Origin of the sequence: Chrysiogenes arsenatis DSM 11915 (genome assembly GCF_000469585.1) — a bacterium.
GTDB classification, from domain to species: domain Bacteria; phylum Chrysiogenota; class Chrysiogenetes; order Chrysiogenales; family Chrysiogenaceae; genus Chrysiogenes; species Chrysiogenes arsenatis.
Genome location: NZ_AWNK01000006.1, coordinates 80,152 through 93,930, shown reverse-complemented (window position 1 = coordinate 93,930; position 13,779 = coordinate 80,152). Strand labels below are relative to the sequence as shown.

Annotated in this window: 8 protein-coding genes; 2 read left to right on the top strand and 6 right to left on the bottom strand. The window is 47.9% G+C overall.

The genetic code is table 11. The annotated features are described in order from the left end of the window. Window positions 1-21: 21 nt before the first annotated feature. From P304_RS14005 to scpC, 3 genes are all read right to left on the bottom strand, one after another. Window positions 22-648 (bottom strand): thiamine phosphate synthase, encoded by a 627-nt coding sequence (locus P304_RS14005; protein WP_034764157.1) that lies wholly within the window; start codon window positions 646-648, stop codon window positions 22-24. Next, on the bottom strand, window positions 645-1,496 hold the full coding sequence (locus tag P304_RS0104375) for a hypothetical protein (protein WP_027389550.1): 852 nt from the start codon (window positions 1,494-1,496) through the stop codon (window positions 645-647). Before P304_RS0104375 ends, P304_RS14005 begins: the two co-directional genes overlap by 4 nt. A 75-nt stretch (window positions 1,497-1,571) precedes the next feature. Continuing rightward, a complete protein-coding gene (gene scpC / locus P304_RS0104370; protein WP_027389549.1) occupies window positions 1,572-3,128 on the bottom strand; it encodes a succinyl-CoA:acetate CoA-transferase ScpC in 1,557 nt (518 codons plus the stop codon). A gap of 466 nt (window positions 3,129-3,594) precedes the next feature. On the opposite strand from scpC, the gene P304_RS0104365 reads away from it, so the two are divergent. Next, window positions 3,595-4,458: a FapA family protein gene (locus P304_RS0104365; protein ID WP_027389548.1), complete on the top strand. Its 864-nt coding sequence runs from the start codon at window positions 3,595-3,597 to the stop codon at window positions 4,456-4,458. Beyond that, the gene (locus P304_RS0104360; protein WP_027389547.1) at window positions 4,455-5,855 is read left to right on the top strand and encodes a flagellar assembly protein A; all 1,401 of its coding nucleotides are present in this window, start codon (window positions 4,455-4,457) and stop codon (window positions 5,853-5,855) included. Before P304_RS0104365 ends, P304_RS0104360 begins: the two co-directional genes overlap by 4 nt. A 2-nt stretch (window positions 5,856-5,857) precedes the next feature. Here the strand turns inward: P304_RS0104360 and P304_RS0104355 are convergent, their stop codons facing one another. The 3 genes from P304_RS0104355 to P304_RS15990 are packed head-to-tail and all read right to left on the bottom strand — an operon-like array spanning window position 5,858 to window position 13,765. Then, window positions 5,858-6,958: a response regulator gene (locus P304_RS0104355; protein WP_034764154.1), complete on the bottom strand. Its 1,101-nt coding sequence runs from the start codon at window positions 6,956-6,958 to the stop codon at window positions 5,858-5,860. Further along, entirely contained in the window at window positions 6,951-9,548 is a 2,598-nt protein-coding gene (locus P304_RS15995) for an ATP-binding protein (RefSeq protein WP_051321400.1), read from the bottom strand. Before P304_RS15995 ends, P304_RS0104355 begins: the two co-directional genes overlap by 8 nt. Further along, window positions 9,545-13,765 (bottom strand): PAS domain-containing protein, encoded by a 4,221-nt coding sequence (locus P304_RS15990; protein WP_051321399.1) that lies wholly within the window; start codon window positions 13,763-13,765, stop codon window positions 9,545-9,547. The genes P304_RS15995 and P304_RS15990 overlap by 4 nt, the downstream gene beginning before the upstream one ends. Window positions 13,766-13,779: the final 14 nt, after the last annotated feature.

Below are 13,779 nucleotides of genomic sequence, written 5' to 3'. Positions count from 1 at the left end.
TTTCTGGGGCAGTAGGTACGATTATATTGCCTGCGCCGCTTCGAGAAATTCTTCCCAATCGTGATTGACGAAGGCGCCAATGGCGCCAACGCCCCACGGCTGAAACGGTATAAGTGCAGGGAGGTGTTTGCGTGTGATTCCCCCGAGTAACGCGATTCGCTTCCCTGCGCCATGCCACTGGTGGAGGTATTCTAAGCCTAATGGCTGTATTGCAAAAGGTTTTGGGGTGGGGAAAATCGGTGACAAAAAGACGAAGGGGGCATTCAGCCATGCGTTCAGAAAATCGTCCGCTTCAGCTTCGGAATGGGCAGAGTAGGAAAAGGGGATGGCGTCAAACGTGTGATGAGTTGGTAAAAGTCGGCCACTGACGAGTGTGGCACGGCTCCAATGGACACCCGCAACGGTTCCGTCGCCTACGAGTGTGCGCATGTCGCTCATGCTGTGAATGGATCCTGCATGAGCAATAACTTTGCCCGGTCCCGCTTCGGCCAAAGTGCGGCAACATTCACGGTACTCGGCGAACGGCATCCCCTGCTCACGCAGCACAAGGCTGGTGACGGCATGATGGGCAAGCACTTGGCTGTAATGGCGAAGTGCACGCGGTAAGTCGCTAAATCGGCTGCAGTCGGTGACAACAATAACCTTCATACGCGGAGCAATTGTGGCGCGTGGCCATCATCTATCCGTTGCAGATGTTGTTGGTATCCATATGGAAAGCGGGGCACATTGGTAAATAAATTGTGGTTTGAAAAACGAATCAAATCGACACGGGTGTCTTCATCTGGGATCAGGGAGCAGAGCTCTCGCAGGCACAGTGCCGCTTCCCCTTCAAGGGCGCCGAGTTGTGATGTGTCAGCGATTGGTGGCAAGAAGCGATGGTATGGAATATGGCGACTGCGGATAGTGCGGTATAACTCGTCTTCAAAGAGTGAAGGGGACGATGATTCTGCGGGGTGTTCGTGTTCCATCAGTGTCACATTGGTGAGGTCGAGCAGTTTCGTTTCGTTCCCCCGTATGGCAAGGGAAGTTGATGGCCACGTCAAGCGAATCATTGCGGCAAAGCGTACCAGTTCGTCAGTTGTGCAGGTCGGGGTTGCTTGGAATACCACCATGGATGGAGTCGCATGCGACGCGATCAGCAAGTGGAGTTGCGCCAGAAAATTGCCACTGCCATCGATGGTCGGTACGGTTTGTGGTGCTGCTGTGAATGGATGCGGTTGGATGATCGCCCAGCTTTGGGGTGTGTTATGTTCGGGGGCGAGGGCGGTGCGGTACCCCAGTGTTTGTTCATATTGCCAGCATTGTGTGGCTGTTGCGATATCGCCATAGAGTCGGAATACGCCCTGCAGCCGTCCCCAGAAGCGGTGGCGAAGCACTCCTGCGGTTGCACGAAGGGCTTCTGTTGGCGCACATTCCGACAAGATTGCCAGTGCGTCTGGTGTCGTCGCGTGATGGTCGAGAAGGTGTTTGAGGAGAGCTTTATAGGGGAGTCGCATAGTCTTCCTTTGTGCATAACTAAAAAGGCTCTCTTCGCACGTGCGAAGAGAGCCCACAATAGCACAAAGTGAACATTACAGCCAGTGACGCATGGTCCCTTTTTCAGCAAGGTTGATGTGCATTTTGTACGCGTCAGCCAAAATGTGTGGCTCGTGGTCGTAGCCAGTCGCTTTTTCAGAGCGCTCAAGGTAATCCGTGAGGGCATCTTTATAGGCAGGGTGAGCACATTTTTTGATGATTTCGCGTGCGCGATCTTTTGGAGCAAGGCCACGAAGGTCAGCTAAGCCTTGGTCGGTTACGAGGACGTCAAGATCGTGCTCAGTGTGGTCAACGTGAGGCGCTTTGCACACAACACCAGAAATACCGAACTCATCCGTTTTCGATGGGCGAACGGATGGGCAGTGCATGATAGAGAGGTAGGTGTTGCGGATAAAGTCACCAGAGCCGCCGATGCCGTTGAGCATTTTGGTTCCGCCGGCACAGGTTGAGTTCACGTGAGCGTAGATGTCGAATTCAACCGGCGTGTTCATGCCGATAACGCCGAGGCGGCGGATAACTTCGGGGTTGTTTGAAATCTGTTGTGGGCGAAGTATAACCATTGACTTATAACGCTCGTAGTTTTCCCACCAAACTTGGAATCCTTCGTTCGAGAGGGAAAGTGACGTTGCGTTCAGGAATTTACACTTGCCAGAATCCATGAACGGCAAGAAGCTGTCCTGCAGAACTTCGGTGTACACAACGAGGTCTTCGAATGGAGAACTTGTAAGTCCACCAACTACAGCGTTTGCAATGTTGCCCACCCCTGATTGTAGTGGAAGGAGGTTTTTCGGTAGACGGCCAGCCTTCACTTCAGAAGTGAAGAAATCCATAATGTGGTCGGCAATCGCCTGAGACTGTTCGTCAGTCCCTTTCAGGGCGCGTCCGTTGTCGAGCATTTTTGATTCAACGATAGCGACGATTTTGCTCTTGTCGGTGATAACATATGGTGTACCAATGCGCTGACGAACGTCAGTAATCGGGATAATTTTGCGGTATGGGGGGAGGTCGGTGGTTACGATGTCGTGCATGCCTTCAAATGATGGCAGACCAGTGTTGATTTCAACGATGATTTTATCCGCAATGTCGATGATTTCAGGAGCGGCACCAATTGAACCGGCCAGAACGATATGGCCGTCTTCGGTAATCGCCGAAGCTTCAATCAGGGCAACATCTAAACGACCACCGCGATCTTTCGTATAGAAGCCATATTTTAGGTCTTGAGCAAACATAGAAAGGTGTTTGTCACCCATCCGAATTTTACCAGAGTTGATGGCATTTTTCAGATTGCTTCCGGTTTGGTATGGCCAGCGACGGTCGATAATGTCAAGCCCAGCCCAACGATCTTCTGTTTCTGCACCAACTGAAGCGCCGATGAAAAGGTTGAATTTCCACTTGCCTTGCAGGTTATTTCTTTCAACATGTTCCGCAATAGCAATAGGAACCACTTTAGGATAGCCAACTGGGGTAAATCCAGACCATCCAAGATCCATACTCCGCGTGCCAGCCTCTTCGAAATACTTAACGCATGCTTCTGGCGTGGTGAAAAGGTGGTGCAGAGACTTATCTCTGACTCTTTCTTTCAAACTTGACATTGTGCCTCCTTGATAATCTTTAAAGCTTCTCGGAAACAACCATTAAAAGCCATTCCACGAGAATATTACTTCGTTTGCATATACTGTATACTATTTCGACAACGAATGTGATGTCAACAATAAAAGGGGAAGAAATAGAACAACTTTTTAGAATAATTTTTTCACAAGGCGCGCGAACGTTTTGCCCGATTTTCGTTTTTGAATTCTTTTATAAATTTAGGCGTACCTCTGGTTTGTGTAAATTACACGGATAAAAAATGTTTCATCTTTGGTAGAGCGAAAACGGAATATGCCTTGCAGTTACAAAGTAATCAGAGTATTTTTACCTCCATGCCGTTTTCTGGCCATATCGTTGACCATGTATCTGCTCAAAACGAGCCACCCTTATGCGGAAGGTCTGCGTGAACCTCAATATATCCATATATAGCAATAAGTTACAATGCAAGCATGTAGTTGAGTTTTGTTGATGAAACTGCTGTGGGCGGATCAGTTAGAACCGAAGATGCGTTTGGCGCGTGATATCTACAAGGGCACCACCCTTTTCCTCCCTCGCACCGCGCCAATCAATGAGCGGGTGATTGCGCAGCTTCTTTCTACGGGGTATAACCAGAAAATAGCGGTAGACAATGGCATAGCGTGTCCAATCCGTCGCTCACTTCGTGGTTACGAAATCGAAGTTGTCGAAAAAGATCATGGTATTCTCTATCTGAGCGGAAACGTTTACGTTGAGTCGTTTGTCCAAGCAGAATCCTCTCTTTTCTGTGAGGGCGATTTAGAAATAGAGGGTGATGTGCTGGCTTTCGCCAGTGTTATGTGTACCGGCACACTGAAAATCAATGGTTCTATTATTGGCGGAACGGCAATGGCCGGAAACCGCCTGATTGTTGCGAGTGCTGGCAGCACTATGACTCCACTTCCGACTGCTCTTGGTTGTACCAGTTACGTTACAATGTTGAATCGGGAAGCATTGCACACACTTGCGCGTGACAGCGAAACTGTTCGTGAGAATGTAGCGCGAATTTCTGCATCTATGGCAATCTTTTCGCGCAAACAAAAAGCGGGTATCCCGCTTGATACGAGCGAGAAAGTGAAATTGAAAAAACTACTCGAAGTCTATACGGCGCTAAGGAAGCAAGACGAGCGTTTACGGGATCAGATGAACGAATTACATAATATAGCTGTGGATCCATCTATTCTGATAACCAAGAGTATTTATGAAGATGTGGCTTGCCGTATTGATGACGTGGCAATAGAACTTAAGCCAAGTGCTGGGCCGATCAAAGTGCGTATGACCGATGGAAAAATAACGTTCTCGCGGTGCAATTTATGAGCATGCAAGTTATTTATTCGGACGATAACCTTTTTGCTATTATTGAAGTTTCCCGTTCGATACTCCACTCTATTTCGGCTGATGCGCTGTATGAAACAGTAGAAAATTTTCTGGCCGATAACGGTGTCCATCCTCGCTTTATTAAGACAGAAACCATTGAACACTTACGATCAGCCGCACTCAGCCGTTCGTGGGCCGAGCCGTTTAAGGAAATTGTTGCAATGGGTATTCCGCCACGTCATGGCGAAGATTCACGTGTGGAGTTTTTCTTTCACGATGCTTTGCGATCTGGAACTGAAAAAGAAGATGGTGCTATCGACTACAAAGAGCGGGGCTACGTTCAAACGGTTGACGCGGGTACGTTGCTGGCGCTTGTCCATCTTCCTACCGCAGGAGAACATGGACTCGACGTTTTTGGTCGCGAACTTCTTGCTACTCCCGGAAGATACATTGAAAAACTGGAATTTGATGATTCAAGTGTTCATTGCGATTCAGGAACACACTTTATCTCTAAAGTTAAAGGGATTTATAGTTACGAGAATAAAATTCTTGCCGTAAAAACGCTACTCAATGTCGATGGCAACGTGGGCGTGGCCACGGGGAATATTCGTTCTGTTGGTGATGTCAACATTTCAGGCAATATTGAGTCAGGTTTTAGTGTGGTAACAACTGGAAACGTTCATATTCGCGGTGATGTCCATCGTGGAGCCTCTATTCAAGGTAAAAATGTTGTTGTGGACGGTATGTGCAACGGCACTATCAATGCTTCCCGTAGCTTTACGGCGAATGCGATTGAGTACACTCGGATCATCACCGGAGCGCTCAGCGTTCTCGATAAAGCGTTTAACTGCGATATAGTTTGTAAATCGGTCAAGATACGCTATGTAAAGTCATGCAATATACGCGCCTCTTCTCTGATCAAAATTGATGAAATTCTGGAAAGCCCAGCGAACCCGACTCGCCTCTCGATAGGGCCGCATATTTTCACTCACCGTGTTATCAATAGTTATCAGCTGGAAACCTCTCATCTGTTTTTCGAGAAATCTCTTGTGCGACAGCGGCGCAAGAACCATGAATCGGTGTATTTTAAAAATCACCCGAAAGCGACTACGGAACAAATGGCAAATTCACTGCAGGAAAATCCGGAGTATGCTGCCGCTGTCGCACTGGAATCACAGCTTACCGAGCGTATTGCTTACATGCGCAGAGTAAACACTGACTTTCTCGACCAAAAAAATGGAAAAATTGAACTGGGAGCGGTGGTCGAAGGGACAACTGTCTCAATGTACGGGAACAATTTTCCTATTCGCTTTGCTATGGATGGGGTCGTGATTACGTATCATCTTGCTGAAAAACGACTTATTTTCGAACGTCACGCCAATAACGTCATGTCATGACGTTATTGGTACTGCCGTGTTATCTCAAAAAAAGTTTCTTTGAGATCCATGAACGCATCAACTACATCTGGATCGAAATGTTTTCCGCGACCTTCGTAAATCATCTGCGCCACTAATTCCGGCTCCATCGCATCGTGATACACCCGCTTATTCACCAGCGCGTCATACACATCTGCTACCGCCATCAAACGTGCGGCAATCGGGATTTCGTCACCTGTAAGCCCGAGTGGGTACCCGCTGCCATCCCATTTTTCGTGATGCCCGTAGGCTATATCTTTGGCAACACACAAGAAGTCAACACTTGCACCTAAATGATTTTCTGCATTAACAATGGCATCACGACCTATGGTGGCATGGGTTTTCATTATTTCAAATTCCTCTGCTGTCAATCGCCCGGGCTTCATGAGGATGGAGTCGGGTATGCCGACTTTGCCGATGTCGTGCAATGGTGCCGACTTGAAAAGTAGTTCAATATTCTCATCGGTCAGAAAGGCACAAAAACGGGGGTTCTGCTGTAATTTCTGTGCCAACGTCTTTACATACAGTTGAGTGCGACGTAAATGATATCCAGTATCGTTATCCCGGGTTTCTGCCAGAGACGCAAACGCAAAAATAGTGACATCCTGAATGGCGACCACTTCCTCTGTGCGGCGCTGTACTTCCATCTCAAGGCACTCATTACGGTCGCGCAGTGCATCGGTCGCTGACTTTAACAAGAGATGGGACTTTACTCGCGCCAACACTATCGGCGGATTCACTGGCTTTGTCACATAGTCAACTGCGCCTAGTGAAAGCCCACATTCTTCGTCAGCATCGTCCCCTTTGGCAGTGATGAAAATAACGGGAATATGCTTCGCATGCTTGTGCTGCTTCAATTGTCGACACACCTCATAGCCATCCATTTCCGGCATCATCACATCAAGTAGAATCAAGTCGGGTGGAGTATCTGAAAATGCTATTTTCAATGCTCGTGCACCACTATTTGCAACTTTGACTTTATACTCACGCTTCAGCAAGCCGGAGACGATGATCAGGTTTTCAGGAGAATCATCAACGATCAAAACGGTATGCTGATGCGAAGTTATGCCTATGGCTTCACTCATGGTTGTCACCTATCTGTCTTGCTTTCTGGTCAATACGATGCCGATGGTTGCCTAGCATATCCCCGGCGGCTTCAAAGTCGAAATGTTTTATCCGCTGTGCAAAAAGCGGGAATTCTTCCCCGAAAATGTCCCTTAGTATTTCCCCCTGCTCCGCTAGCAGGTCAAGCGCTTCAATCTGATCGTTTTCCAACAACTGTGCGAGTTCGTTCAACAGCTGAGCAATACGCTCTTTGCTTGGAGGAGAGGCCGATAGTCGCGTGGGACGATCGATATCAAGTACATGTGCCAACTCCTGAAGGAGACGGCTTAACATGTTTTCTAAAGGTTGTAACAGCGATATTACGGTCAAGAAAGGTTCTTGGTTGCGGATAGCTTGCTCTAGCTGTAACGCGCCTTGCTGCAAGGCTGTCGCTCCGATATTTCCAGCGGCTCCTTTGATCGTGTGTGCCAAAAGTTCCGCTTGGTTCCATTGCCCATCACTCAATAATTGGCGAATTTGTGCTGCGGTTTGCTGGTGCGTTGTAAAGAATAAGCGGAGAATCGACGCGAGCTGTCCTCGGTTGTTGAGCACCCGCGCAAGAGCTGCACGAACATCTATCCCATGCAAAGACTCCAGATCTTTCTCGGAAACGGCATCTACTTGAGGTTTTATATATGTTGGTGGCTCGGCATATGGAGTGCTTGTCCGCGGTGTTATCCACTTTAGCAACACATCCCAGAGGAGATGGGGTGCAACGGGTTTACCGAGGAAGTCATTCATTCCTGCAACAATGCATGCCTCGCGATCCTGTTGAAACGAATTTGCGGTCATCGCAATAATCGGCAAATCGGTCCAAAGCGGATTCTGGCGAATTTCATACGTGGCCGTAATGCCGTCCATTACCGGCATTTGCATGTCCATGAACACGAGGTCGTAGTGCTTCTGGCGCAGCATTTCGATGGCAATCTGCCCATTTTCTGCCACATCGACATGAACTTTTGCTTCTGCCAGCAGGCCAAGGGCAACCTCTTGATTGACAGGATTGTCTTCTACCAACAGTAGATGTGCTCCGGTAATCGATGCCAGACGCTCAAACGGAAAGGCTGGTTGCGCAGTATCCGTGTCGGTATCATGGAGCATCGCGCCACCAATCCGCCGCCACTCTTCAGCAAGTGTTTTGGGATGCGGAGAGTAATTGTCACTATGGTTGATGCCAACGGGAACAGTGATCCAGAAGGTGCTTCCTTTCCCCAGATCACTGGAAACACCGGCATCTCCACCCATTAACCCGACCAGTTTTTTGCAAATAGCAAGCCCCAGTCCACTTCCGCCATATTTGCGTGTTGATGTGGCATCTACCTGTTGGAAACTCTGGAAAATCAACTTCTGCTGCTCTGCACTGATGCCAATTCCAGTATCGTGAACGGCAAATCGTAGCAAGGCAGTTTCTTCGGAGTGATTGACTCGAACGACTGTTACCCGAATGTCTCCTTCTTCGGTGAATTTCACGGCGTTTGATATGAGGTTTAACAATATCTGCTCAATGCGAAGTGGGTCGCCTTCTATCATCTCGGGGACGTCGGGAGCGATCTCAAATGAACACGCTAGATTTTTTGCTTCGGCGTGTTCGTGCAAAAAGAAAGAGCAGTTCTTGAGAAGCTGACTGAGGGGGAAGAATGATTTTTCAATCGGTAGTTTTCCTGATTCCACTTTTGAGTAGTCGAGAATGTTATTTACTATAGAAAGCAGATGCTGGCTTGACGACTGAATTTTTGTGAGATAGTCGTGCTGCAGCGGGGTAAGTGACGTTTTCATTATCAAGTATGACATGCCCATAATGACGTTCATTGGCGTACGGATTTCATGGCTCATGTTTGCTAGAAAAGCACTTTTGGACATGCTTGATGCCTCAGCAGCTGCTTTTGCGAGCACGAGTTCGTCGATGGTGCGTTGTAACTCATTCTCGGCTTCGCGGCGCTTGTGTGCTTCGCGACCAAGATGAACGGTGCGTATAGCCAAAGCATCGTACATTGTCATAATAGCGGTAATCATTGACCGAGTGGCGCCTGCCATTTGCTCATTGGCTATTGTTTTGGCTTTTTCTCGCGAGTGCCCAGCGCGTATGGCAAAATACGTGAGCGCCATCCTCTTATCGAGCTCAATAATATGCAGGGCAAGCCATCTGGTCAGGAACATGACAATATCTTCAATAATGACGTCAAATGGTTTGTGTTCTTTATGCCGTGCCAATGCATCTATCTCATGGACAAAGCTCTGGTGTTCCTTCGTATGCTCAACAGTCCACTCATCGTTTTCGATACATTCTTCCCATATGTCTTCTTCGGTCTTAAAGTGGAATGTAATGTATTCTCGGAGTTCATCGAAGATGCGATCAAGCTCCATTACTTCGGTGTGGTAAATTAAATGGCTGGTCATGTGATTGAGTATGTCAACCAAAGCGCGGTGCTGCGTATCGATGATGTCGATACCGGTATTCATTTGATCATTCCACGGGAAGATATCAACATTCGATTCTGACTCCCGATCACCGGCAGCATCGTGAGTCGCAGCAAGGCCTGAAAAGGTATCGGGCGAATCGTGTGTGTTCATAAGTGCTCCTCAAGCATATCCAACGCATCTTCAAAATTTATTGCACGAATATATCTTGCGATAGTAGCAAATTTATTGCCAAAGTGCGATTCCAGAAGTAGATGGTGTGATTCAAAATACTCTAAGGCTTCCGGTTGATCCTCACGCAGCAGGGAGCAAAGCATTTGGCACACTTCATCTATGCCTGCTGCATTGTCACTACGTTCGCTGGCGGTTTGTGCATCCGAGCAGGCGATGGCATGTTGCAGGGTCGAAACTACCTGTTGCAATACTTCATCCATATTGTGAATCTGTTCCAAGAGAGTGTCTTCCGACTCCCGCATTTTGATGTTTTTTTCTACTTGCGCGGCAGAGGCTTGCAGGGCTTTCGCACCAATATTGCCGGCTGAACCTTTTAGTGTATGAACAAGCAGCTCCGCGTCACTCCAACGCTGGTAGCGAATCAGCGGAAGTAGTTCCTGGCAGGTATTGGCATGAGCCGCGGCAAAGCGGCGGAAAATTGCTATCAAGCTTGCATTGTTCCCTAATAATCGAGCGAGAGCACCATCAACATCAATTCCATTATGAGAGCAGGCATCCAAAAAGTCGGGGCGACAAGGCCTCGGCGATGGAGACAGTACCATTGGAGTGGTCGTCGGCTCATTCGCGACTCCCTTCTGTAAGGGGGCCCATCGCAGCAGCACCTGTATGAGTACTTCAGGGTTTATTGGCTTCTCAATAAAATCGTTCATCCCAGCGGCAAAGCAGGCATCGCGATCCTGGCGCATTGCGTTCGCGGTCATCGCTATAACCGGTAAGGTATCCCACTGCGTGTTTTTTCGGATAGCAGTGGTAGCAGTGACGCCATCCATTACCGGCATTTGCATATCCATTAGCACGAGGTCGTACTCTCTTTGCGCAAGCATATCGAGTGCGATTTGCCCATTTTCGGCAATATCAACCAGAATACCGGCTTCACTGAGCAATCCAAAGGCAACATCTTGGTTGATAGAGTTATCTTCAACGAGCAATACATGTATCCCTCGTAGGGTTGTTGAAGCTCGTTGCTCGTTATGTGGCAACGTTTCAATAGGACAGCATCCTTCCGTTACTCCAACCCGAATAGTGAACCAAAAGGTACTTCCTATGCCAACTTGGCTGCTTGCGCCAACGGAACCGCCCATAAGTCCGGCCAGTTGCTTGCAAATAGAAAGTCCTAGGCCGGTGCCTCCATAGCGACGGGTGATTGAAGAGTCGGCTTGCTGAAACTCCTGAAACAAGGTGCCAAGTTGTTCTTCAGTTAGCCCGATGCCAGTGTCTGTTACCTCAAAGCGGAGAATTGCTTGGTCTGTAAGAGGCAACTCTGTGTGAACTCGCACGATGATTTCGCCGGATTCCGTGAATTTTACGGCGTTATTTATGTAATTCAGTAATATCTGACCGATCCGTAGTGGGTCGCTCCAGATATGCAATGGAACATCATCTGCGATGTCAAATGTCAATTGCAGACCTTTGCGTTGTGTAGCGTCTTGAATGATATCTCTGAGTTTTTCTATAATTTCCATCAGGCGACACAGCGTGTGCTCAACAACTAATTTGCCTGCTTCAATACGGGAAAGGTCAAGGATATCGTTAATGATATCCAAGAGGTGGTTTCCTGAGGTGTGAATTTTCGCTACATAGTCGCGCTGTAGTGGTGTCAATTCAGTTTTCAATGTCAGATATGACATGCCGATAATAGCGTTCATTGGTGTGCGAATTTCGTGACTCATGTTTGCGAGAAATGCGCTTTTTGCACGACTTGCATTTTCAGCGGATTCTTTAGCTTTTTGTAACAATGCTGCCGATTTTTGCTCATCGCTAATGTCTTCAATGACAAGCAACAGCTCCGGTTGTCCTAAGTCTGATTTGAGGTGTGTTCCGCTCAAACGTACCCATACAAGCTCTCCGCTCCGGCGTCTCAGTAAAGTACTCACGCGGATAGTTTCACCGAAACCCATACGGGAAAAGGAATTGTCGATTTCCAGAAAGGCCTGTTCGTTTTCAAAAAAGGTGCGGAGGCTCTGACGGCACAACTCAGTCAGCGTATAGCCCAGAAGCTCTTCAACGCGCAAATTGCATCGGCGGATCATGTTATTTTTCGCAATAATAATCCCGACGGAAACAGAGTTGAAGATAGCCACCTGCTCTTCATTTGCCATTTCCAACTCTGCCGTGCGCTTTTGCACCAGTGCTTCGAGGTCACATTGATAGTGGGTCAACTCTTTGATATGTTGCAGTCGCTCTACGTTTAATAAGGCGATACCGACCTGATCGGCAACCTGACAACCAAAAGATATTTCGTCCGAATGCCACGCACGGTCTGTTGTGGTCATCTCAAAACTCACCACTCCGTGGCACTCTTCGCCGATGCGGATGGTGCAGTCAAGAATGGAACGAATTCCATTCGGGATAGTGTAGTTTTCGCGAAAGCCTGCCGCACGAGGATCGTTTAATGGGTCAGTTGTGTAAAAATAACGTGCACGGCGTATGATCGCAAACTCTTCTTCGAAGTACTCAATATCAAGTATTGGCCCTGGCGAGTGGGCATTATTTTGGCGCTGAAAAAGATCAATGCATTCGCTCTGTAAAAAATTATTCCGGAATACCCATACTGATACTCGGTCGATGTGAAGTTCCAAAGCGACGGTTTCTGTCACTATTTTCACAAAACGGTCAAAGTAGCCTTGCGTTACCGAGATAGCGGAATGGAGTGTGCTGAGCACTTCATTATACGCCCGAAAACGATTGCCACGGTCTTTCAGTTCGTTCTCTCGTTGTTTTATCACGGTGATGTCATGCCAGACGCACGAGATAAAAGTTTTCCCGCGCATTTCTATTGGCCGCACAGTAATGGCTACATCGGATACGGCACCGGATTTATGGCGATGCTGCCCCTCTATTTCCAGCGTTTTTCCGGATTTTACTTGCGCATTGTGTTGAGCAATATTTGTTGCAGAGTATTTTGCTTCGATGTCCGCTATGGTAAGCGTTGCAAATTCTTCGCGGGAGTATCCCAGATTCGTATGTGCCGATTCGTTAAAATGCGTGATACGTCCACTGTCAGGGTCGAGTATGAGTATCGATTCGGTTGTCTGAGCAAACATGACACTCACCAGTGCCGTATGCTCTGCTAGGTTGTTATCGGCTTGGCGCTGTTCGACGATTTCTGCCAAGCGCTGCACGACAGTTTGCACTAATTGTCGCTCCTCATCCAAGAATGGCTGAGGAGCGTATACATCGTGTTCACCGAGGTAGACCACCGTCAGACGAATCTGTTCGCTTTGCTGGGTGTATGCCTCAACGGTCAGGCGAAAGGGGCTTTCTTCGTAATTTGGACAGGAGTATGTCTGTGCCTTCCACTCGATTTTCGAAGAAATTTTTTCCGGATTCTGAAAACCTGCGGCAAGTACGTCTGTTACGGCCAGAAACACCTCTTCTAGTGGAGCAGATTGATTGTCTGTGATCTGAAATACCTGATAGAGGCATTTAATCTCTTTGATTCGCTCTTGCAGTTGCATGGCATTATTACGTAAAGAAGTAATGTCCTGCAGGAGCAGCATCGCGACGGTGGCGTCATCATATAAGACCGTCGAGGCAGAGAGCGAAACCCACTCAGGTAATCCTCCTCCAGTACTGGTGGTGTGTATTTCAAGGTTCTGTACGCTTTTTCCACTGCGCAAAGTGGCGAGAATTGCCGGAGTGAGTATGCCTCGGATGGCATAGGTTAATGTGGATGAAGTCCCTTTTTTTGCATACTTCGTATGCCAATCGTAAGCGGGGACATTGGCATATAAAAGTTCATGTTGTTCAAAGTCCCAGATCACGACAGGGAAGGGTGCGTGTTCCATGAAGTTCTCAAATAAATGCTCATAGCGGTCACGTATCTGCTGGACTCGCTGCTTATCGGTAATATCTCTTACCGCGGCAAGGGCGTTCCCTGAATGTCTCAGAGTTGAAATTTGGCAGGCAAATTGGCGTATTTTTCCATGAATCTCCAGCGAGTAGGTGACTTCAACCATAGGTTCGCCTGTTCGAAGATGCGCCATGGCGTTGCGGAAACTTGTGCTGACAGAGCTTGGAAGGCATTCGTCCATTTTTTTTCCAAGAAATTGCTCAGGCGGAACATATAAATTTTCGGTTTCGGCAGTGTGATAGTCCAAAATTGTTGCGTCTGGTTGTAAGATAAAATAATACATAAAAGTCCGCCTAT